We start from the raw sequence: 22083 nt of genomic DNA on the forward strand, positions 1-22083 counted from the left end.
CGGCCCGATCCGCCGGAGGGCGCGATCCCTGCGCGCCGCGCTCGCCGAGGACTCGGGGACGATGACCATCCTGACCACCGGCGTGGTCGCCGTGGTGCTCATGGTGATCGCTCTCGGCGTCGCCATCACCGGCGTGCACCTGGAGCGCAACGGCCTCCAGCATGCCGCCGACGGCGCGGCCCTCGCCGCCTCCCAGACCGTGGACGAGGCGGGCCTCTACACGCCCGGTGCCCAGGCCACGACGACTCCGGCTCTCGCGCGCCGGGCCGCGGAGGACTTCCTGGCCCGCTACCCTCTCGGGGACGGGCGCCTCCGCGACGTGGGCGTCGCGCGCGTGGACGTAGCCGAGGACGGCACCGTCTCGGTGACGCTGACCGGCCGCGTCGACCCGCCGCTCGTGGGCTGGTTCACCAGCGCGACGGACATGTCCATCCCCCTGACCACCCTCGGAGAGGCTCGAGCTCGATGACCCACCCCGCCCCCCGCACCGTCCTGCTGGCCCCGGACAAGTTCAAGGGCACGCTCACCGCCGCCGAGGTCTGCGACGCCCTCGAGACCGGCATCTCCGCCGCCGCGCCGCACGCCCGGGTGCTGCGCTGCCCGATCGCCGACGGCGGCGACGGCACCGTCGAGGCCGCCCTCGCCGCCGGCTTCGAGGGCCGCACGACCACGGTCGAGGGCCCCACCGGTCAGCCGGTCCCCGCCCGGTGGGCGCTGCGCGGCGCCGATGCCGTGCTCGAGCTGGCCGAGACCTCCGGGCTGCGCGTCCTTCCCGGCGGAGACCTCGCCCCGGGGCGGGCGAGCACCCGGGGCCTGGGGGAGCTGATCCTCGCCGCCCGCGACGCGGGAGCGCGGCGGATTCTGGTGGGCCTCGGCGGCAGCGCCACCACCGATGCCGGGGCCGGGATCCTCCAGGGCCTCGGCGCGCACCTGCGCACCGCGCGCGGGGAGGACATCGCCCCCGGCGCGGACGGCCTGGAGGACCTCGCCTCCGTCGACCTGGTCCCCGCCCTGACGGCCCTGGAGGGCGTCGAGCTGGTCGCGGCCTGCGACGTCACCAATCCGCTGACCGGCCCGGAGGGCGCCGCCGCCGTCTACGGGCCGCAGAAGGGCATCGCGCCCGAGCGCATCGGCGAGATCGACGCGCGCCTCGCCGCGGCGGGGGAGCGCATCGACCCCAGCGGCCAGCACGCCCACCGCCCCGGGGCGGGCGCCGCCGGGGGAGCGGGCTTCGCCCTGTACGCCCTCGGCGCGAGCTTCGAGGCCGGGGCCGATGCGGTGCTCGCCCTGCTCGGCTTCGACGAGGCGCTGGAGCAGGCGGACACGGTCGTCATCGGCGAGGGCAAGCTCGACGAGCAGACCCTCCACGGCAAGGGCCCTGCCGAGGTCGCCCGCCGCGCCCGCGAGGCCGGGCGGGAGGTCCTCGCCGTCGCCGGCGCCGTGACCCTGGCGCCGGAGCAGCTGCGCGCGGCCGGCATCGGCGCCGCCTACGACCTGATCGGCCGCTCCGCCGGGCTCGAGGACGCGCTGCGGCGCGGCCCCGAGCTGTTGGAGGGCATCGGCCGCGAGATCGGTGCGGCGCTCGGGAGGGGCTGACCGCTCCGCGCGCCCCGGGGGTCCCGGACTGCTCCCGGGAGACGCGCGCCCGGGAATCGGCCGGCTCCGCCCGGGCCCTGCCGTAGACTTGCTCCTCGTGGCTACCGTCGACTTCTCCGAAGAGATCCCGCACCTGCGATCGACCCTCGAGTCCATCGCCAAGGTGACGGATCTCGATGCCCTGAACGCGAAGATCGCCGACCTCGAGGAGCAGGCCGCCGCGCCGGACCTGTGGGACGACGTCGACAACGCCCAGAAGGTCTCCTCCGCGCTCTCCCACGCCCAGGCCGAGCGCCGCCGGATCGACGAGCTGACCAGCCGCATCGACGACCTCGAGATCATGGTGCAGCTCGCCGCCGAGGAGTCCGACGAGGACACCCTCCACGAGGCCGAGACCGAGTACGCCTCGATCCGCAAGGCGCTCGACGAGCTCGAGGTGCGCACGCTGCTCTCGGGCGAGTACGACGAGCGCAACGCCGTGATCACCATCCGCGCGGGAGCCGGCGGCGTCGACGCCGCGGACTTCGCCGAGATGCTGCTGCGCATGTACCTGCGCTGGGCCGAGCGCAAGGGCTACCCCACCAAGGTGATGGACACCTCCTACGCGGAGGAGGCGGGCCTGAAGTCCGTCACCTTCGAGGTCTCCGCCCCCTACGCCTACGGCACCCTGTCCGTCGAGGGCGGCACCCATCGCCTGGTGCGCATCAGCCCCTTCGACAACCAGGGCCGCCGCCAGACGAGCTTCGCCGCCGTCGAGGTGATCCCGCTGATCGAGTCGACCGACACCGTCGAGATCGACGAGAACGACCTCAAGATCGACGTCTTCCGCTCCTCCGGCCCCGGCGGGCAGTCGGTGAACACCACCGACTCCGCCGTGCGCATGACGCACCTGCCCACCGGCATCGTCGTGTCGATGCAGGACGAGAAGTCCCAGATCCAGAACCGCGCCGCCGCCCTGCGGGTCATGCAGTCCCGCCTGCTGCTGCTGAAGAAGGCCGAGGAGGCCGCCGAGCGCAAGGAGCTCGCCGGCGACGTCAAGGCCTCCTGGGGCGACCAGATGCGCTCCTACGTGCTGAACCCGTACCAGATGGTCAAGGACCTGCGCACCGAGCACACCGAGGGCAACCCGCAGGCCGTGTTCGACGGCGATATCGACGCCCTGCTCGAGGCGGGGATCCGGTGGCGCGTGGGCCAGCAGCGCGAGAACGCGAGCTGATCGGGACCCGCTCCGGGGCCGTGCGCGCCCCGGGGCTCCCTGCGGCGGCGGGCCGCCCCGCAGGAAGCGGCGCATCAGCAGGTGGCGCCGCGAATCTTGACCAAGGCTTGACCGGTGATCGGCCGCGTGGCCGTCGCGGTCCGGGCCCCCTCGCGCCTACCCTGAGCGTGTCCGTCCACTCGACCCGTAGGCAGCAGTGATCCGATTCGACAACGTCACGAAGACGTACCAGCGCGGCCAGAAGCCGGCGGTGGAGAACCTCACCCTCGAGTTCGCCCGCGGGGAGTTCGTGTTCCTCGTCGGCGCCTCCGGCTCGGGCAAGTCCACCCTCATGCGCCTGGTGCTCAAGGAGACCTCCCCGACGCGCGGGAACGTGTACGTCGCGGGCAAGGACATCGCCCGCATCCCCTCCTGGCGGGTTCCGACGCTGCGCCGGGACATCGGCATGGTGTTCCAGGACTTCCGCCTGCTCCCGTCGAAGACGGCCTACCAGAACATCGAGTTCGCCCTCGCCGTGATCGGGACCCCGCGCAAGGTGGTGCGGCGCCTCGTGCCCGAGATGCTCGAGATGGTGGGCCTGGCGGACAAGGGCCGCCGCCTGCCCCATGAGCTATCCGGCGGCGAGCAGCAGCGCGTCGCGATCGCCCGCGCCTACGTCAACCGCCCCTCGATCCTGCTGGCCGACGAGCCCACCGGGAACCTCGACCCCGCCACCGCGGAGGGGATCCTGGACCTGCTGGGCCAGATCAACGACCGCGGGACCACGGTCGTCATGGCCACCCACGATGCCACCGCGGTGGACCGCATGCGCAAGCGCGTGGTCGAGATGGTCGGCGGGCACGTAGTCCGCGACGAGGAGGCCGGCGGCTACGAGTCCGCCAGCGAGGCCAGCGTCATCTCCGGCAACCTCCCCGACGGCGCCCTGCCGGCGGAGCTCGCCGCCGGGGACGGCCCCGAGGCCGCCCCGGAGCCGCGCGAGGAGGGACCCGTCGTGCTCGCGACCGGCCCCGCATCGGCGCCCGAGGCCCCCGCGCCGGAGCCCGCGACCACGCCGAGCCCGGAGGAGACGCAGGCCCCGGAGGAGAAGCCGCGTCGTCCCGAGCGCCGGCGCCGCGGTCGTCGCGCCGCCCAGCTCCTGGAGCCGGAGACCGCCGACGTCCCCGTGCCCGCCGATGCCCCGACGGCTCCCGCTGCCGCGGCCACCCCGGATGCCCCGGCGGCCCCCGGGCCGGCGCCGTCGGCCGATGCCCCGGCCTCCGACGCTCCCCACGAGCCCTCGGCTCCCGCGACCGGCCGCGCAGCCCGCACGTCGCGAGGAGCCGCCGCCGGCCGCCGCTTCCGGTCCCGGGATCCCTTCGCCCCCGGCGCCGCCGCAGCGACCCTGGCCGCAGCCGAGGGGCCGGGTGCCGCGGCCGGCCCGGCCGAATACGCCGGTGATCCGGCGTCCGCGGCCGGCGGCTCCCTGCCGTCCGACGGCGAGGACCGCGCCCGCCCGACCGCCGCGTCGGTGCTCGCCGCCTCCCCGTGGCTCGAGGACGCCGAGGATCCCCGCGCCGAGATCGCCGCGGAGCTGCCCGCAGAGGCGGAGGAGCCCGCCGTGGTCGACGACGTCCTGGACGAGGACCTCTACGACGAGCGGGACACCGTCCTGGACGAGGACGCCGCCGCCTTCCAGGAGATCCAGGACGACCCGGAGGTGCTGCGATGAGAGCGCGGTACATCTTCGGGGAGATCTTCACCGGCCTGTGGCGCAACGTCGCCATGGTCGTCTCGGTGGTGATCGTCACCGCCGTGTCGTTGACCTTCGTGGGCACCGGTCTGCTCATGCAGAAGCAGATCATCGACATGAAGTCGACCCTGGTCGAGCAGTCGCAGGTGACGATCTTCCTGTGCTCCCCGCATTCGACGGCCGCATCCTGCGCCGGCGGGCCGGCGACCGATGCGCAGATCCAGTCCGTGCGCGACGCCCTCGAGGGCGATGTCCTGTCGGGGTACATCGACTCCTACTCCGAGCGGGACCAGGAGGAGGCGCTGGCGATCTACCAGGAGCAGTTCGCGGGGGAGGGGTTCGTCTCCAACTTCACCGCCGAGGACATGCCCGTCTCCTTCCACATCACGCTGAAGGACTCCGACTCCTCCGCGGCGGTGGTCGAGTTCTTCCAGGGCCGCGACGGCGTCGACGAGGTCACCGACCTGCTCAGCGTGTTCGCCCCGTTCATCGACGCCCTGAACCAGTCGACCCTGTTCTCGCTGGGCCTGGCGGTGCTGATGCTCGTGGCCGCGGTGCTGCTGGTGGCCACCACCATCCGGATGTCGGTGGCCAACCGACGCCGCGAGATCGCGATCATGCGCCTGGTCGGCGCCTCCAACGTGTTCATCCGCGCCCCCTTCCTGCTGGAAGGGGCGGTCGCCGCGATCATCGGCGGCCTCATCTCCAGCGCCCTGCTCTGGCTGGGCCTGCGCTACCTGGTCGAGGACTGGCTCGCGCCGACCCTCGGATCCCAGATCATCTCGGTCGGCACGCAGGATCTCCTGTGGGCCGGGCCCGTCCTGGTCGCGACGGGGGCCGCCCTGTCGGTCGCCTCCTGCGTCGTCTCCCTGAACCGCTACCTCAAGGTCTGAGCCATGAACGCCGTCCTCCCTGCCCGCCGTGCACTGCTGGCCGCGCTCGCCGCGACGATGCTGGTGGCCCAGCTGCTGGTGCTGGGGACCCCGGCCTCCCTCGCCGAGGGCGACCGGGACGACAAGGTCGCCGAGCGCGCCGAGATCGACCAGAAGCTCGAGGACGTCCGCACCTCCCTCGAGGGCACCAACCAGGATCTCGCCGACACCTACGTCGCCCTCGCCGAGACGGAGCTGCTCATCCCGCAGGCCCAGCAGGACCTCGAGGACGCGCAGGCCGCTGCGGCCGCCGCGGAGGAGGAGAACCGGCTGGCCGGGGAGCGGCTGGAGACGGCCCAGGCCGAGCTCGACCGGCTGACCACCGAGGTCGAGACGGGCCAGCAGCAGGTCGACGCCTCCGGCGAGGAGCTCTCGCAGGTGGCGCTGGACGCCTACAAGGGCGGCGGCCCCCCGAACCCGGCGAGCGTCTACGTCGGCTCGCAGAACCCGCAGGACGCGGTGGACCGCTCCATGAACTACAAGCTGACCCTCGCCTCCCAGGGCACGCGGCTGGACGAGCTGCGCGACGAGCAGTCCGTCACCGAGAGCTCCGCCGACCGCGTCACCGCCGTCGAGCAGGAGATCGCCGACCTCAAGGTCGAGGCGGAGGAGGCGCAGGCCGCCGCCGAGCAGGCCGAGGCCGATGCCGAGAAGAAGAAGCAGGACCTCGATGACCTCTACGCCGCGCAGATCGCCCAGCGCGACGAGCTGGAGACGAAGAAGGTCCAGTACCAGGGCGACGCCGAGGCCCTCGAGGACAAGGGCACGACCCTCGACTCCGAGATCCAGGCCCTCGCCGACGAGGAGCGCGAGCGGGGCAGCTCCGGGGGGTCGGGCGGCGGCGCGGCCCTGGGCCCCGTCTCGGGATCGGGCTTCCTGCAGCCGGTCGCCGGCCGGCTGAACTCCAACTTCGGCTGGCGCGTCCACCCGATCTACGGCACGCGCAAGCTGCACAAGGGCGTGGACTTCCCCTCCGCCTGCGGCACCCCGGTGCGGGCGGCGGCCGATGGCCGCGTGTCCCGGGCGTACCACAACTCCGGCGCGGGCAACAAGATCATCCTCACCCACGGCACGATGAACGGCAGCGTCATCACCACCTCCTACCACCACCTGCAGGGCTTCGCCGTCTCGCAGGGGCAGAGCGTCAAGCGCGGGGAGGTCGTCGGCTACATCGGCACCACCGGCTCCTCGACCGGCTGCCACCTCCACTTCGAGGTCCACGAGGACGGCACCGCCGTCAACCCGATGAACTATCTCTGATCCCGGTCCGCCCCTGCGCCCTCGGAGAAATCCGCTCGCGCATCCCCGGCACCGCCTCGTATGCTGGATGGTCCGTGCCGGAGATCCCGGGAGGTGAGGAGGAGCCATGTCGAGGATGAAGTCCGCGGCGAAGAAGCAGGCCGCGAAGGACGACGGGCCGGTCAAGAAGCTCATCGCCTCCAACAAGAAGGCCCGTCACGACTACCACATCGACGACACCTACGAGGCCGGCATCGTCCTGACCGGCACCGAGGTGAAGTCCCTCCGCGACCGCGGCGCCTCCCTCGTGGACGGCTACTGCTATCTCGAGGGCGGGGAGGTGTGGATGGACGCCGTCCACATCGCGCCCTACGTCAAGGGGACCTGGACCAACCACGCCGCGCGGCGCAAGCGCAAGCTGCTGCTGCACAAGGCGGAGATCGCCAAGCTCGCCGGCAAGACCCGCGAGAAGGGCTACACGCTGGTCCCGCTGGAGATGTACTTCCTGGGCTCGCACGCGAAGGTCGTCGTGGCACTGGCCCGCGGCAAGAAGGAATGGGACAAGCGCCAGACCCTGCGCGAGCAGCAGGATCTGCGCGAGGCCCAGCGCGCCATGCGCCAGCGCGAGCTCGTCTGAACCCGTCAGGGATGGGTCACGCCCGGGGCCGATGGATCGGCCTCGGGCGCGGGGTGGCTGCTCGAGCCTGCGCGGCCGGGGCGATCACTCGGCCCGTTCCAGGCGGGCCACCGTCTGCCGGCTCGAGGCGATCTGTCCCTCGTCGGCCACCCCGAGGTTCTCGCGCATCATGAGCGCGCGCCGCGCGTCCTCGAGCGCCAGGTCGCGCAGCCGCCGCGCCGCCATCGGCCGCCCGGAGCGGCGCAGCAGCGCCGCATGCTCGAAGCGGCACTTCGCCCGATGCTGGAACACCGAGGCCAGCACGGACAGCGAGCTGGGGGAGGTGGGGTCGTCCAGGCCCGTCTCCTCCGCGGCGAGGTCCAGCAGCTCCTCGGCGGCGGCGTAGGCGCCCTGCCACTGCAGCACGTGGGCGTAGCGGGTGCGGCGCACCGCGCGCACCAGCGGAGGCATCGAGCCGTGCAGGGTGCGGCGGGCGGCCGCGGCCGCCTCGTCGAGCCGGCCCAGCATCCGCAGGTAGGCGACGGTGCGCGGGTCCTCCGGGTGGGCCGCGCACCAGGCGGCGAGCCCGTCCGCGTCCTCGACGACCTCGCGCAGGGTCTCGTCGTCCACGCGCACCGTGACGCCGGCGGCATCGAAGCTGATCATCCTCCCATCCTGCTCCTTCCGCGCCGCGGCGACCAGGGCCGGGCCCGTTCGCGGTGAGCAGACAGATAATCGCTTCGCCCCGGAGCGGGAGAGGAGTAGACTGGTCGGACGGCGAAGGGGTGGCCCGGTCGATGTGCTGAGTCGACGAGCTGATCCGGAGCCGGTGTGGTTGACAACTGAAGAGTGAGTGCAACGACGGCCCAGGCCGTCACAGTGCTGCGACCCACGCATGGGGACGATCGGTTTCGACGGTAGTTGTCCAGCGAGGGGAAGCGGGCCGAGAACCCAGAGTCAACTCGTTAATGTCCTCTGGAAACCAATAAGTGCCGAAACCAAGCGCACTGACTTCGCTCTCGCTGCCTGATCAGCGTTAGCAGTCTGGAACCCCGGGCTTGCTCCTGACCCGGATCGTTCCATCATCTAAGGAGCCACTGCTTCCGGCCTTCGTCATCGGGGTCGGGTGAACAACCTAGAGTGACTGAGTCCGTCGACGACGTGTTCGTGCGAGCGTCGGGACTGAGAAAACGCCTTTCACGGACTGCGCCCGGAGAAGCCCTGGCTTCGCACTATCGGACGCGGGTTCGATTCCCGCCGTCTCCACCATTGCACTCACCGACAAAGGCCCCCTCCCCTGCGCAGATGCGCGGGGGAGGGGGCCTTTCCCGCGCCCGGGGCCCGTCAGCGCGGGGCGGCCTGCGCCGACGGACCGGCCGGTTCGGAGGGCTCCTCCACGGTCGCCGGCGTCCCGCGGCCCTCGAGCTCGGCGGCCAGGCGCTCGGCCTCCTCGCCGCCGATCGCCTCGCCGCGCGCCACCAGCCCGGACTCGGACTTCAACGGGATCTCGCGGATGAACAGCGCGAGCACCAGGCCCACCGCCATGAACGGGATGACGTACCAGAACACGGGCGCCAGCGCGTCGGCATAGGCGCCGACGATCCCCTCGCGCACGGGCTCGGGCAGGTTCGCGAGGGTCTGCGGGTCGATGCTCGAGGCGCTGGCCTGCGCATCGGCCGCATCCGCCCCTGCCCCCGAGAACACCTCGAGCAGGCGCTCGGTCAGGCGCGTGGTGAACAGGGCCCCGAACACGGCGGTGCCCAGGGAGGCTCCGACCTCGCGGAAGTAGTTGTTGGTGCTGGTCGCCGTGCCGATCGTGTCGGCGGGGACGGCGTTCTGCGCGACCAGCACGATGATCTGCATGACCAGGCCCAGGCCGATGCCGAACACCGCGAGGAAGGCGCAGATCAGCCAGATCGGCGTGGTCGCGGCGAGCGTGGTCATCGCCAGCAGGGAGAGGATCACGATCGCGATGCCGGCGATCGGGTAGGCCTTGTAGCGGCCGCTGCGGGAGACGAGGATGCCCGAGACGATCGAGCTGCCCATCATGCCGGCCATCATCGGGATCATCAGCAGGCCCGACTGCGCGGCGGAGGTCCCGGAGGCCATCTGCAGGAAGGTGGGCATGAAGCCGATGGCCGCGAACATGCCCAGGCCCAGCACGAATCCGATCCCGGTGGTCAGGACGAACAGCCGGTTGCGGAACAGCGACAGCGGGATGATCGGGTCCTCCGCACGGGACTCGGCCAGGACGAACGCGGAGGCGGCGAGGACGAGCCCGGCGCCCCAGGCCAGGGTGGTGGGGGAGGTCCAGCCGTGGTCGGCATCGGCCCCGAAGTCGGTGAAGAAGATCAGGCAGGTCGTCGCGGCGGAGAGCAGCACCACGCCGAGCACGTCGATGCGGCGGGTCGCCCTCTTCGCCGGCAGGCGCAGCGCGAACAGGCCCACCGCGAAGGCGGCGATGCCCACGGGGATGTTGATGTAGAACGCCCAGTGCCAGGTCAGGTGGTCCACGAAGTAGCCGCCGAGGAGCGGGCCGAGCACGGCGGAGATGCCGAAGACGGCGCCGAGGGGGCCCATGTACTTCCCGCGCTCGTCGGCCGGGACGACATCGGCGATGATCGCCTGGGACAGGATCATCAGCCCGCCGCCGCCCAGGCCCTGGATGGCGCGGAAGACCACGAAGGTCCAGAAGTCCCCGGCGAACGCGCAGCCCACGGAGGCGAGGGTGAACAGGGCGATGGCCACGAGGAACAGGCGCCGGCGGCCGATGATGTCGCCCAGCTTCCCGTAGATCGGCATCACGATGGTGGTGGCCAGCAGATAGGCGGTGGTGATCCAGACCTGATGGTCCACCCCGCCCAGCTGCCCGACGATCGTGGGCATGGCGGTCGAGACGATGGTCTGGTCGAGGCTGGAGAGGAACATCCCCGCCAGCAGGGCGGAGAAGATGATCCAGATCCGGCGCCGGGTCAGCAGCAGCGGGGCCGCGGTGGCATTCATGGAGCTCCTGGGGAGGGACGGTGGTGCGGGGTCCCGGGACTCCGCAATATGCAGTAACTGCAAGGCAGTGTGCAGTCACTGCATGAAAGGTTGCTGGGATCCGCGGCCGATGTGCCGGACCTCACCGTCCCCCGCAGGCCGCGGGCCGGCGTCCCGAGTACGGTGGGCGGGTCGGATCGAGAGGCAGGGACCATGGCGCAGACAGGCACGAGGGCGGCCGCGACCACCGCGGCGATCGAGGAGGCGGCGCTGGACCTGGCCCTCGCCCACGGCTACGAGACCGTGACGGTCGATCGGATCTGCGAGCAGGTGGGGATCAGCCAGCGCACCTTCTTCAACCACTTCCCGACCAAGGACGACGCGATCCTGGGGCGGGAGATGCCCAGCATCGACGAGCGGGCCGCCCGGGCCTTCGTCCTCGCCGACGGGCCCCTGCTGCTGGACGCCCTGCTGCTGATCCCGGTTCCCGAGGGCGACGCCGCCCCGCCGCGCATGGACGAGAGGATGCGGATCATCGCCGGGCATCCGCATCTGCTGGCGCGCCAGATCGAACGGGTCAGCACGCTCGAGGCCGAGCTGCGGGAGATCATCTCCCAGCGCATCGCCCACGCCGACCCGGCGGGCGACGACGCCGCCCGGGAGAGCGAATCCGCGCTGATCACCTGTCTCATGGGCGGCATGATGCGGTTCGCGACCTCCGAGGCCTCCGCGGCCCGGCGGGGGGAGAGCATGGCCTCCCGCGTCGAGGAGGCACGCGGGGTCCTCGAGCGGGTCCTCGCCCGCTGACCCCCTCGGCGCCGGATGCGCGGGACGGATCCTGTCCGGAGGCTGGACGCGCTCCCGGGGACGGGTCCTAGACTCGGCGCTCCGCAGTCCGTCACGACATCGAGGAGGCTCCCATGAGCACCGATGACAAGTTCGAGAACAGCGCAGAGAAGCTCGGAGGCCAGGCCAAGGAAGGGCTGGGCAAGCTCACGGGCGACAAGGAGGTCGAGGCCGAGGGGAAGGTCCAGCAGGCCGGGGCCGAGGTCAAGCAGAAGATCGAGGACGCGAAGGACACGGCCCGGGGAGCCCTGCGCGGTCTCCAGCGCGAGGGCGAGGACTGAGCTCTCCCCGTCCGGCGCGCCCGTCTCCCTCCGGGGAGGCGGGCGCGTCGCGCTGACGGGGTCTTCACCAGAACCCCGCGCATCGTCCACGCCCCCTCGCCACCTCCTCCATCGCCCCCGTCCTACTCTCGGAGGATGGACGAGAACGACGACATGAGCACAGCCGGGCGGCCCGATGGGGCGCTGCCGCGGGTCCTGGTCCTCCTGAGTGCGCTCTTCTTCGCCGGAGCCGTGGTCGCGGCCCTGACCTGGGGCTGGTTCGTCCCCTCGCTGCTGGCGAGCTTCGGTTTCGCAGGCCTGGTCGCCGCCGTCGTCGCGGGGCGGCACGCGCTCTGCGGCGACTGACCGCCCCCGGGGGAGGTCTCCGCCGCCGCGGCTCAGAGCTCGATCTCGGCGGCCATCTCCCGCAGCCACGCGATGTCCGCAGCGTCCCCGCCGTGCTCGGCCTCCCAGAAGGCCGATGCCGCGAAGCGGGCCTGGGAGATCCTCCACGCCCGCTGCGGGTCGAGCGAGGCGGCCTCGCAGAAGATCCCGAGCAGCTCCCGCATCCGGCGCATCCCGCGCGCGCGGGAGAGCCCCTCGGACAGGGGCGGCCGCGTCACGCTGCGCAGGACGGTGTGCGCCTCGTGCTCCGCCGGCCCGCTCCGGTACAGCGGGTCGATCGCCACCCAGGCCCCGTCGTCGCGGCGGAGGACGTTCGCGAAGCTCAGGTCCCCGTGCGTCATACCCGGCGCCGCCGCGCCGGCGAGGTCCCCGATCGTCGCATCGGCGGCCTGCACGACGTCGGCCGGCAGCGCGCGGCCCTCGCGGATCGCGCGCCGGTGCTGCCGGGCGAAGGCCTCGCGCCAGGCCGGGGCCGATGCCGCCAGCTGCGGTGCATCCGGCGGTGCGGGCACGGCGGCGATCCTCGCGGCCACCGCTCCGGCGGCCGCCACCGCCTCCCGCTCGTCGGCGAGGTCCGCGAGGGTCGGACCGGGCAGCAGCTCGAGCAGGAGCGCCTGGTCCTCGGGGCTGTGCCGTTCCCGGCGCACGGTCCCGTGCCCGGCGAGGACCTCGAGCGCACGGGCCTCCTGCACGGCATCGCCCAGCGGGGAGACCAGCTTGAGCGCCGCGGAGCCCGTGCCCCCGGACCGCACCGGCAGCACGACGCTGGTGCCGCCGAACGACGGCGGCCCCGCGACCCGCAGATCCCACCGCTCCAGGACCGCTCCGATCCGGGACGGCAGCCCGTCCAGCCATGCCGCGGCCGCCCGGTCCTGGCTGACCAGGCGGTGCCGGACGGCCGCGGGGATGTCCGGGGAGCCGGTCATGCGGACCTCAGCGTCCCGGCCGGGTCCCGGCCGCCGTGGCGGTCATCCGGTGATGAGGTCCTCGAAGCCGAGCTCGACCAGGTGTGCACGGCTCATGGCCAGGGACTCGAAGATGTCCCGGCCGTAGGTCTGGTCCTGCTCGATGAGCAGGTGCTGGGCGCCGGAGGCGATGCCCTGCTCGATCACGGGCCTCCAGTCCAGGTTGCCCTGGCCGACCTCCGCGAACTGGACGATGTCCCGCGACCAGTAGTCGCCGAAGGCGGAGCGGTCCCCGGAGTCCAGGCGCTCGAAGAAGTCCGGTCCGGGCAGGGCGATGCGGAAGTCCTTGAGGTGGACCAGGTCGAGCACGCCGTCGAACTCGGCCAGGGTGCGCTGGGGGTCCAGGCCGCCGCGCGCCACCCAGTGGCAGTCGATCTCGAAACGCAGGTCCGGTGCCTTCTCGCGGATGATGTCGAGGATCCGGCGGCCCTCGATCTTCGCGAACTCCACGTGGTGGTTGTGGTAGCTGAGGCTGATGCCCTCATCGGCCAGGCGCTTCGCGTAGCCGTTGGCCTCGACGCAGAACTCGTCCAGGGCGGCGGGGGAGCGCAGGGCGTCCATCGGCATCATGCCGATGCGCGCGAAGCCGGTGCCGAGCGCGCGGGCATGCTCCACGTGCGTGTCGAAGTCCGCCGCCAGCGACAGCTCGCCGCTGCCCTCGGGGACGGAGGTCTTCGCGGAGATCGCGGCGTACTCGATGCCGAGGTCCTCGCGGGCCGCCGCCATCGCGGCGACGTTCTCGTCGGTCATGGGGATCTGGGAGACCTCCACGACGGTGAAGCCGGTGTCCTTGACCTGCGCCAGGACGTCGGCGACGCCCCGCTCGGCGATGTGGTCCTTGAGCATCATCAGCTGGATGCCGATGCGAGCCATGGGATGGTCCTGTCTCTCGGTGGGGTCTGTCGGTGGGGCGGGTCAGCGGTACTGGATGCCGAGCTCGTCCAGCAGCCCGGTGAAGGCTCCGTGCGCCTCCCGGAACAGATCCGGTCCGGAGAAGCCGCCGGTGGCGTAGGCCAGGGAGAGGTGCGGCTCGAGGGAGAAGAACCCGTCGAAGCCGTCGTCGCGGATCGCGGTGAGGAACTCGCGGACCTCCCCGTCGCCCTTGCCGGAGGTGACGACCTCGCCGTCCTCCAGCCGGGCGTCCTTGATCTGCACGTACTCCAGGTGCGGGCGCAGCAGCTCGTAGCCCTCGGTCACGGGGCGCACGCCGACCTGCACGAAGTTCGCGGCGTCCCAGGCCGCCCGCAGGCGCGGCGAGCCGACGGAGACGAGGATGTCCGCGCAGCGCGCCGGGGTGTCGCCGTAGATGTGCTTCTCGTTCTCGTGCAGCAGCGTCACCCCGCGCTCCTCGGCGACGTCGGCGAGGGCGCGCATGCGCCGCAGCACCTCGTCGCGATGCGTCGCCGGATCCTCGCCCTCGGGGAGGAAGAAGGAGAAGATGCGGATGTACTCGGCACCGAAGTGCGCGGCGACGTCGGCCGCGTGGCGCATGCGCTCCAGGTGCGGGGCGAAGTCGTCGGTGATCTTGATCTTCCCGATCGGGGAGCCGATGGAGGAGACCCGGACGCCCGCCTCGTCGAGGATCCGCTTCGCCTCGGCCAGCTGCTGCTCATCGAGGTCCAGGACGTTCGTGTCCCAGGCGGAACGGAACTCGATCCAGTCCATGCCCAGCTCCCGCACCACCTGCACCTGCTCGGCGAGGTCGGAGGAGATCTCGTCGGAGAATCCGGAGAGGGTCCACATCGGCTGCATGCCTTCCTGTCACAGGGACGGGCCGCGGGCCGCCGGCGCCGGGTCCACCGGCGCCCGGGAGCGGGCCGCTGTGCCCGGGGTCGTCCCGAACAGTATCGAGCGGGTTCCGCTGACCTCTGCGGTTGCCGTCGGTTGCCCGCGTCGGAGAGCTGGCAACCCGTGGCAACTCCCGCCCGCCGCTCGTCCCGACCACCACCATCGGAGAGGACCCCCCACCTCCGGGCCGCTGCGCCGCGCGCCGGGCCCCGCGAGGACGCGAACGAAAGGCACACCATGACGACGACGTCCCAGCCCGCCGAGACCCCCGCCGCCGAGCGCACCGTCCGCCTCGGCATCATCGGCGCAGGAACCCAGGGGTCGAGCTACGCCCGCTTCATCGCCGAGGGCATGGTCCCGCACATGACCCTGACGGCCATCGCCGACACCGACCCTGCCCAGCTCGCCGCCGCCGCGGAGAAGCACCCCGGGGCGGCGACCTTCTCCACCCACCAGGAGCTGCTGGCCTCCGGCCTGGTCGACGCGGTCGTCACCACGATCCCGCACTACCAGCACCCCGAGGTCGCCATCGCGGCGATCGAGGCCGGCGTCGCCACCCTCGTGGAGAAGCCCGCCGCCGTGCACACCACCCAGGTCAAGCGCATGAACGCGGTCGCCGAGGCGCACCCCGAGGTCCCCTTCGCGATCATGTTCAACCAGCGCAACAACCCGCTGTACCAGCAGATCAAGGCGATCGTCGACGGCGGGGAGATCGGCGAGATCCTCCGCTCGAACTGGATCATCACCACCTGGTGGCGTCCTCAGGGCTACTACGAGCAGTCCGCGTGGCGCGCCACCTGGGGCGGCGAGGGCGGCGGCGTGCTCGTCAACCAGGCGCCCCACCAGCTGGACCTGTGGCAGTGGATCTGCGGCGTGCCGCAGAAGGTGTTCGCCAAGGCGGGCTTCGGCTTCCGCCGCGACATCGCCGTGGAGGACGAGGTGACCGCGCTGGTGGACTACGGCGACGGCCGCACCGGCACCTTCACCACCTGCACCCACGACCTCGATGGCACCGACCGCCTCGAGATCCTCGGCACCCAGGGCAAGATCGTCGTCGAGGGGTCCAAGAAGGCGACCGTCAAGCGCTATGCCCGCCCGGAGAAGCAGATCTCCGACGAATCCACCCCCGAGAGCGCCCGCCAGCTCATGAGCGGCAACTCCGCAGGCCTGGAGGGCGTGGTGAGCACCGAGGTCATCGAGGACACCTCCGCCTGGGGCGCCCAGCACTCCGGCGTGCTGGAGAACTTCGCCCTGACCGTGCTCGGCGAGGCGGAGCTGCTGGCCCCCGGCACCGACGGCATCCACGGCGTGCGCCTGGCCAACGCCATCCACCTCTCGGCCTGGACCGGCCGCGAGGTGCCGATCGACTTCGATGAGAGCGAGTACCTCGCCGAGCTCAACAAGCGCATCGAGGCCGAAGGCGTGTACCCCACCCAGAGCTGAGGATCTCCGGGCGGGGACGGACGCCGTCCCCGCCCCTTCCTCGACCTGACGACAGGCGTGCGCCGCCGCCCCGCGCGGCGCGACGCCCCTGTCGTCATGCCCTGCCGCGCCCGCGCGGCAGCCCTCGACAGCAAGGAGGCACCCCATGTCGACGACCCTCGAATCCAGCCCCGGCCCCGCAGCGGGCCCGCCCTCCGCCGGGGACGCCGCCCCGCCCCGCGGACGAGGGCGGACCGTCGCCGCCCTCGGCTTCTCCCAGGCCGTGGACAATTCCGAGTCCGGGCTCATCAACACCTTCTTCCCGCTCATCCGCACCGCCTTCGGCCTGGACTACGGCGCCCTCGGCCTGCTCACCTCGATCCCGCGCTTCTCGCGGATGATCTTCGGCCCCTTCTGGGCGATGATGGCGGACCGCTTCGGCCGCAAGCCGATCCTGTTCCTGGTCACCGGGGTGTGGGGCCTGTTCACCGTCGCGGCGGGGTTCGCGCCGAACTATCCGGTGCTGGTGGCGCTGTTCGCCATCTCCGCGATCGGGACCGTCGCCTCGGAGCCGATCCTCAACGGCCTCCTGCCGGACATCTTCGCGAGATCCGAGCGTGGAAAGGCCTATGGCCTCGTGCGGGGGATCGGAGGCGGGGTCGGCATCGTGATGGGACCGGCCATCGGCCTGTTCGGCGCGAATCCCGAGGGCTGGCGCTACGCGATGTGGGCGATGGGCGCCGTCTCGATCCTCTCGGGGATCATGATCCTGCTGTGGGTGCCGAGCGTGGGCGGGACGGCCTCGAGGATCTCCCGGGATTCCGCCTCCGGGGCGTTCCGGGTCGCCGATGCGATGAAGCTGTTCCGCATCCCCACGATCGCGCTGATGGTGGCGATGATCCCCTTCGTCACCTCGGTCGCGGTGCTGCCGTTCTACTCGACCTTCCTGGTGGACGAGCGAGGGTACTCGGTCCCGGAGTCGACGGTGATCATGGCGATCAACTCGATCGGCGTGATGCTCTCGAGCTTCCTCGGCGGCTTCCTGGGCGATCTGTTCGACCGCCGCTTCGGGGCGAAGGGGAGGGTGATGCTCATGCAGATCTATCTGGTCTCCTTCGCGATCACCGTGGCGCTGGTGACCCAGCTGCCCTTCGACGGCCGCGGGTTCGTGTACCCCGCCTCCTTCGTGCTCGGCCTGGTGTTCTCGATCGGCTTCTCCGGCTGCGTCCTGCCGATGATCTCGACCGTCGTCCCGCTGCAGCTGGGAGCGACGGCGTTCGCCCTGCTGTTCTCGTTCATCCAGGGCGGCATCGCCGCGATCTTCTCGATGCTCGCAGGCAGCATCGCCGATGCGATCGGCCTGGGCGGGACGTTCCTGTGGTTCATGACCGTCCCCTATCTGCTCAACGCGCTGCTCTGGTTCGGCTTCTACCGGACCTACCCGCGCGACCGGGCGAAGCAGGACGCCCGCACCGCGGCGCTGCTGGACGGCGCCATCTGACGTCTCGGCGCCTCGCCGCACCTGCCCAGAAGGGCCCGACCGGACCTCCGGTCGGGCCCTTCTGCTGCGTCCGGCGCCGATGAGGCATCGTCGGCAGCCCTCCGACCTGCGCGGATGCATCGATCTCGGCAAGTTCTAGACAACTGTCGTGTTCTGGACACGTGTCGATCTATGATGTCGGCACGCCGGGACGGGCGGCAGACCACCGCTCGGGAGAACCGGTGCGCGGGCAGGGGCGCCTTGACGATCGGGTGGCTCGGTCCGGCCCTCAGGACGGAGAGATTCCCATGGCTCGACACATCGCCACCCTCGATTCCGCATCCACCACCACCCGCAGGTCGCTCATGAAGGGCGTCGCCTGGGCGACCCCCGTGGCCGTCGTGTCCATCGCCGCGCCGGCGGTCGCGACCTCCCCGACGCCGCCGATCGACGTCTCGCTGGACGGGGACTCGTGCAAGTACCCCGGGCAGAGCACGCCGAACGCCTTCTCGTACAAGCTGATCTTCAACATCGAGAACAACCGCGACTACGACATCGAGTGGAGGGTGACCTCGCTGTACGTCGACCCCAACTCGGGATCGAACATCACCTTCCCCTACAGCTTCCCGACGGCCTGGACCTCGCTCTCGGCCCACGGCAGCACCGCGGCCACGTTCATCTCCAACGAGAGCACCAACAGCTCCAACGGAAGCGCCGTGTTCACCTTCGAGGTCCGCAAGGTCGGCGGCGGAGCCGAGCAGCCCGTCTCCGGGTCGATCTCCATCGGCGGCCTGCCGCCGTGCAAGGGCGAGGACGCCGCGAAGACCGCGGCCCGGACCGAGGAGGCCCTCCCCGAGGAGGAGGCCGCGCTCGTCGAGGACGCCCCGGAGGAGACCGCGACCGTCGAGGAGGAGCCGCCGGCCGAGGAGGAGCCGGCCCCCGAGGAGCAGCCTCCTGCGGAGGAGAAGCCTCCCGTGACCGAGGAGGACCCGGCGAAGGACGAGGCCCCGGCGCCCGAGGAGACCGAGGCCGAGAAGCCCGCGGACACGGCGAAGGCCGCGCGCGAGCCCGCCCCGCCGGTCGAGGAGCCCTCCGATGCCCCGAAGTCCGACGCCTCGAAGCCCGCCGTCGCGGAGTCCGAGACGCCGAGCGAGACCCCGACCCCCACCGAGGAGGCCACCGCCGCCGGCGCCTGACCGGCCCGTGCGGACCCGGGCGCGGCCGCCGGGCTCCGTGACCCTGCTGCCTGATCCCTGCTCGGGGGCGCCGCGGTACGGTGGGCCGATGCCTGATGCCGCTCCCGCTCCCTCCGACGCGCCGCCGGATCCCTCGAGCATCCCTCAGCTGCCCGGCATGCGCCGCGTCGCGGAGCCCGTGCTGCTGGGACGCGGCTGGGACAACGACATGTGGCACGTCGGCACCCTGGACGACGGCACCCGGGTCGTGCTGCGTCGCCCCTACCGGGAGCTCGGCCGCTGGGCGCTGCAGCAGGAGATCGCCGCGCTGCGCACGATGGTCCCGTGCGCGGAGTTCGCGACCCCGCAGCTCCTCGCCGTCCTCGGCGAGGACGAGCCCGCGGGGCCGGCCTCGCTCATGACCTGGCTGGAGGGGGAGGTCGTCGCCGATGTGCTGCAGCGCCGGGACGCGGGGGAGGCATCCCGGCCGGCGCGGCTCCTGGCGGGCGCGCTCGCGCAGCTGCATCGGCCCGCTCCGGCCGAGCACCCGCGCAGCCCGTATCGCGGGGTGCCGCTGGCCTCCCGGCCGGGCCGCACCGAGTCCGACCTCGCCGCCCTGCGCGAGCGGCCGCAGCCCGAGGGCCTCGGGGCGGAGCAGCTCGCCCGGGTCGAGGAGATCCTGCGCCGCGGTCTCGACGCCGCCCCCTGGCGCGGGCCGGACCTCCTCCTGCACGGCGACCCGCATCCGGCGAACCTGGTGATGCTCCGGGACGGCCGGCTGGGGATGATCGACTGGGGGGACACGAGCGCCGGAGACCCCGCGAGCGACCTCGCCCAGCTGTTCCTGCTGGATCCCGGCGGCGACGGACTGGCCGCCTACCTCGACGCGGTGCGGGGCGGGCGCGCCGGCAGCGCCGCGGTGCTCGCGGACGTCGCCGCCCTCGAGGCGCGCTCGCGCGCCTGGGCCGTGCGCTTCGCCGTCATGATCCTCGCCCACGCGCTGCGCGGGGAGGCGGACGCGCAGGCACCGCTCGCGCAGTGCGCGCGGAACCTGCTGCTCGCCTGGTCCGTCTGAGGTCCGACGGCCTCAGCACTTCCCGATCGCGGTGCGGGCGGTGACGAAGGCCTGCACCGCGGTCTCGACATCGTCCTCGCTGTGCGCGGCGGAGAGCTGGACGCGGATGCGTGCCCTGTCCTTCGGCACCACCGGGTAGGAGAAGGCGGTCACGTAGACGCCCTGGGCGAGCATCGCATCGGCCATCTGGGCGGCCCGGCGGGCATCGCCGAACATGACCGGGACGATGGCGTGCTCCCCGGGCAGCAGCTCGAAGCCCTCCTCGGCCATGCGGGTGCGGAACTGCGCGGCGTTGCGCATCAGGCGGGCCCGCAGCTCGCGGCTGCCCGCCACCAGCTCGAGGGCCTTCAGCGTCGCCGCCACGATCGACGGGGCCAGCGAGTTGGAGAACAGGTAGGGGCGGGCCCGCTGGCGCAGCAGCTCGATGATCTCGCCGCGCCCGGAGACGTAGCCGCCGCTGGCCCCGCCGAGCGCCTTGCCGAAGGTGCCCGTGTACAGGTCCACCCGGTCCGAGACGCCGAAGTGCTCGGGGGTGCCGGCGCCGTGCTCGCCCAGGAAGCCCACCGCATGGGAGTCGTCCACCAGCACCAGCGCCCCGAACTCGTCGGCGAGGTCGCAGATCCCCGGCAGCGGGGCGAGGTACCCGTCCATGGAGAACACGCCGTCGGTGACGATGATCGTGCGCCGGGCCCCGGCGCCGTCGTTCAGCTCCCGGGTCTGCTCGAGCCGGGCGCGCAGATCGTCGAGGTCGGCGTTGCGGTAGCGCAGCCGCGCCGCCTTGGACAGGCGGATCCCGTCGATCAGCGAGGCGTGGTTCAGCTCGTCGGAGATGATCGCGTCCTGCGCGCCGAACAGCGACTCGAACACCCCGCCGTTCGCGTCGAAGCAGGAGGAGAACAGGATCGTCCCCTCCGTGCCGAGGAAGCGGCTCACGGCGCGCTCCAGCTGGAGGTGCAGGTCCTGGGTGCCGCAGATGAACCGCACCGAGGCCATCCCGAACCCCCGCTCGTACAGGGCGTCCTTGGCGGCGGCGATGATCGCGGGATGATCGGCCAGGCCCAGGTAGTTGTTGGCGCAGAAGTTCAGCACCCGGGCGGTCCCACCGCCGGGGCCTGCGGTGGCCACGTGCGCCGACTGCGGGGTGAGGATCGCCCGCTCGTGCTTGTACGTGCCGGCTTCGCGGATCTCGTCGAGCTCGAGGCGCAGCTGGTCCTTCATTGCGGTGTATGCCATGGGGGTCTCCTCGGGTCCGGGGCGGGGTCGGGGCGGGGGCGGTCAGTCCAGGGTGGTCCAGTCCAGCACGACCTTGCCGGCCGCGCCGGAGCGCGCGATCTCGTAGCCGCGCTCCCAGTCCTGCGCGGGCAGGACGTCGGTCACGGTCGCGAGGATCGTCTCGCGCAGGGGACGGGAGGTGGTGAGCATCGCGGACATGACGTTCCAGGTCTCGAACATCTCGCGGCCGTAGATGCCCTGCAGGGTGAGCATGCGGGTGACCACGGCGGTCCAGTCGATCTCGAACTGCCGCGAGGGCAGCCCCAGCAGGGCGATCCTCCCGCCGTGGTTCATGTTCTCGATCATCTCCTGGAGGGCCGCCGCCTGTCCGGAGATCTCCATCCCCACGTCGAAGCCCTCGCGCATGCCCAGCTCCTCCTGGGCATGGCGCACACGGGTGCGCGAGACGTCCACGATGACGTCCGCCCCGGCACGGCGCGCCATCTCCAGGCGGTGGGCGGCGACATCGGTGACGGTGATGTAGCGGGCACCGGCGTGGCGCGCGACAGCCACGGCCATCTGGCCGATCGGCCCCGCGCCGGTGATCAGCACGTCCTCGCCCACGAGCGGGAACTTCAGGGCCGTGTGCACGGCATTGCCGAGGGGGTCGAAGACCGCGCCCAGCTCCGGCACGATCACCTCCTCGCCGCCGTCGTGCTCATGGACCCACACGTTGAAATGGGGGATCGTCACGTACTGGGCGAAGGCGCCGTCGCGCTGGACCCCGACCGAACGCACCCGGATGCACATCTGCTTGCGGCCGGCACGGCAGTTGCGGCAGGTGCCGCAGACGACATGCCCCTCGCCGGAGACGCGGTCGCCGATGCGCACGTCGTGGACGTCCGCGCCGACCTCCACGACCTCGCCGTAGAACTCGTGGCCGGGGGTGAAGGGCACGGTGTCGCACATCGCCCGGGCGGAGGCGTCCCAGGCAAGGATGTGCAGGTCCGTCCCGCAGATCCCGGTGCGCATCACCCGCACCGTGACGTCGAAGGGCCCGCAGCCGGGCAGGGGGACCTCGGCGAGCTCGAGTCCCGGCCCGGGGCCGGTCTTGCGGAGGGCGATCATGGTGCGTCCCGTCGCGG

Annotated in this window: 21 protein-coding genes and 1 other RNA gene; 15 read left to right on the plus strand and 7 right to left on the minus strand. The window is 72.1% G+C overall.

From position 1 onward, the window contains the following. Positions 1-61 precede the first annotated feature (61 nt). From BF93_RS12005 to smpB, 7 genes are all read left to right on the plus strand, one after another. A complete protein-coding gene (locus BF93_RS12005) occupies positions 62-469 on the plus strand; it encodes a pilus assembly protein TadG-related protein (RefSeq protein ID WP_232226367.1) in 408 nt (135 codons plus the stop codon). Continuing rightward, complete coding sequence (locus tag BF93_RS12010; protein WP_038372911.1) at positions 466-1596, plus strand: glycerate kinase family protein; 1131 nt, start codon at positions 466-468, stop codon at positions 1594-1596. The genes BF93_RS12005 and BF93_RS12010 overlap by 4 nt, the downstream gene beginning before the upstream one ends. Before the next feature lie 97 nt (positions 1597-1693). Then, positions 1694-2812: a peptide chain release factor 2 gene (gene prfB / locus BF93_RS12015; RefSeq protein ID WP_038372996.1), complete on the plus strand. Its 1119-nt coding sequence runs from the start codon at positions 1694-1696 to the stop codon at positions 2810-2812. Between the two features lie 196 nt (positions 2813-3008). Continuing rightward, positions 3009-4520: a cell division ATP-binding protein FtsE gene (gene ftsE, locus BF93_RS20300; RefSeq protein WP_415749462.1), complete on the plus strand. Its 1512-nt coding sequence runs from the start codon at positions 3009-3011 to the stop codon at positions 4518-4520. After that, positions 4517-5434 carry a permease-like cell division protein FtsX gene (gene ftsX / locus BF93_RS12025; protein ID WP_038372912.1) on the plus strand — a complete coding sequence of 306 codons (918 nt, stop codon included), beginning with the start codon at positions 4517-4519 and terminating at the stop codon, positions 5432-5434. Before ftsE ends, ftsX begins: the two co-directional genes overlap by 4 nt. 3 nt (positions 5435-5437) lie before the next feature. Beyond that, positions 5438-6733, plus strand: a complete 1296-nt coding sequence (locus BF93_RS12030) for a M23 family metallopeptidase (RefSeq protein WP_038372913.1) — start codon at positions 5438-5440, stop codon at positions 6731-6733. 106 nt (positions 6734-6839) lie between these two features. Continuing rightward, the gene (gene smpB / locus BF93_RS12035) at positions 6840-7349 is read left to right on the plus strand and encodes an SsrA-binding protein SmpB (RefSeq protein ID WP_038372914.1); all 510 of its coding nucleotides are present in this window, start codon (positions 6840-6842) and stop codon (positions 7347-7349) included. An 84-nt stretch (positions 7350-7433) separates the two neighbouring features. On the opposite strand, the gene BF93_RS12040 is transcribed toward smpB, so the two are convergent. Next, positions 7434-7994 (minus strand): hypothetical protein, encoded by a 561-nt coding sequence (locus BF93_RS12040; RefSeq protein ID WP_038372915.1) that lies wholly within the window; start codon positions 7992-7994, stop codon positions 7434-7436. A gap of 231 nt (positions 7995-8225) precedes the next feature. On the opposite strand from BF93_RS12040, the gene ssrA reads away from it, so the two are divergent. Further along, positions 8226-8597, plus strand: a transfer-messenger RNA (tmRNA) gene (gene ssrA, locus BF93_RS19360). A 75-nt stretch (positions 8598-8672) separates the two neighbouring features. On the opposite strand, the gene BF93_RS12045 is transcribed toward ssrA, so the two are convergent. After that, a complete protein-coding gene (locus tag BF93_RS12045) occupies positions 8673-10331 on the minus strand; it encodes an MDR family MFS transporter (protein ID WP_038372916.1) in 1659 nt (552 codons plus the stop codon). 192 nt (positions 10332-10523) lie between these two features. On the opposite strand from BF93_RS12045, the gene BF93_RS12050 reads away from it, so the two are divergent. The 3 genes from BF93_RS12050 (at position 10524) to BF93_RS12060 (ending at position 11782) form a co-directional block, all read left to right on the plus strand. Then, positions 10524-11117: a TetR/AcrR family transcriptional regulator gene (locus tag BF93_RS12050; RefSeq protein ID WP_051486893.1), complete on the plus strand. Its 594-nt coding sequence runs from the start codon at positions 10524-10526 to the stop codon at positions 11115-11117. Between the two features lie 113 nt (positions 11118-11230). After that, complete coding sequence (locus BF93_RS12055) at positions 11231-11437, plus strand: CsbD family protein (protein WP_038372917.1); 207 nt, start codon at positions 11231-11233, stop codon at positions 11435-11437. A gap of 135 nt (positions 11438-11572) precedes the next feature. Next, positions 11573-11782, plus strand: a complete 210-nt coding sequence (locus BF93_RS12060) for a hypothetical protein (protein WP_038372918.1) — start codon at positions 11573-11575, stop codon at positions 11780-11782. Positions 11783-11814: 32 nt separating this feature from the next. Here BF93_RS12060 and BF93_RS19060 read toward each other — a convergent pair whose 3' ends face one another. The 3 genes from BF93_RS19060 to BF93_RS12075 are packed head-to-tail and all read right to left on the minus strand — an operon-like array spanning position 11815 to position 14529. Further along, positions 11815-12747: an aminoglycoside phosphotransferase family protein gene (locus BF93_RS19060; RefSeq protein WP_051486894.1), complete on the minus strand. Its 933-nt coding sequence runs from the start codon at positions 12745-12747 to the stop codon at positions 11815-11817. A gap of 42 nt (positions 12748-12789) precedes the next feature. After that, positions 12790-13659, minus strand: coding sequence for a sugar phosphate isomerase/epimerase family protein (locus BF93_RS12070; RefSeq protein ID WP_051486895.1), 870 nt, complete (start codon positions 13657-13659; stop codon positions 12790-12792). Positions 13660-13701: 42 nt separating this feature from the next. Then, the gene (locus BF93_RS12075) at positions 13702-14529 is read right to left on the minus strand and encodes a sugar phosphate isomerase/epimerase family protein (RefSeq protein ID WP_038373003.1); all 828 of its coding nucleotides are present in this window, start codon (positions 14527-14529) and stop codon (positions 13702-13704) included. Between the two features lie 282 nt (positions 14530-14811). Between BF93_RS12075 and BF93_RS12080 the strand changes: the two genes are divergently transcribed. The 4 genes from BF93_RS12080 (at position 14812) to BF93_RS12095 (ending at position 19726) form a co-directional block, all read left to right on the plus strand. Further along, complete coding sequence (locus tag BF93_RS12080; RefSeq protein WP_051486896.1) at positions 14812-16017, plus strand: Gfo/Idh/MocA family protein; 1206 nt, start codon at positions 14812-14814, stop codon at positions 16015-16017. A 145-nt stretch (positions 16018-16162) separates the two neighbouring features. Then, positions 16163-17497, plus strand: coding sequence for an MFS transporter (locus BF93_RS12085; RefSeq protein WP_038372920.1), 1335 nt, complete (start codon positions 16163-16165; stop codon positions 17495-17497). 287 nt (positions 17498-17784) lie between these two features. Continuing rightward, positions 17785-18672 carry a prolipoprotein diacylglyceryl transferase gene (locus BF93_RS12090; protein WP_038372921.1) on the plus strand — a complete coding sequence of 296 codons (888 nt, stop codon included), beginning with the start codon at positions 17785-17787 and terminating at the stop codon, positions 18670-18672. Between the two features lie 88 nt (positions 18673-18760). Next, on the plus strand, positions 18761-19726 hold the full coding sequence (locus BF93_RS12095; protein WP_198025424.1) for a phosphotransferase: 966 nt from the start codon (positions 18761-18763) through the stop codon (positions 19724-19726). Positions 19727-19738: 12 nt separating this feature from the next. Here the strand turns inward: BF93_RS12095 and BF93_RS12100 are convergent, their stop codons facing one another. Further along, a complete protein-coding gene (locus tag BF93_RS12100; protein WP_038372922.1) occupies positions 19739-20959 on the minus strand; it encodes a glycine C-acetyltransferase in 1221 nt (406 codons plus the stop codon). 42 nt (positions 20960-21001) lie between these two features. Continuing rightward, positions 21002-22066 (minus strand): L-threonine 3-dehydrogenase, encoded by a 1065-nt coding sequence (gene tdh, locus BF93_RS12105; protein ID WP_038373008.1) that lies wholly within the window; start codon positions 22064-22066, stop codon positions 21002-21004. Positions 22067-22083 lie beyond the last annotated feature (17 nt).

Source organism: Brachybacterium phenoliresistens, assembly GCF_000576425.1.
Classification (GTDB): domain Bacteria; phylum Actinomycetota; class Actinomycetes; order Actinomycetales; family Dermabacteraceae; genus Brachybacterium; species Brachybacterium phenoliresistens.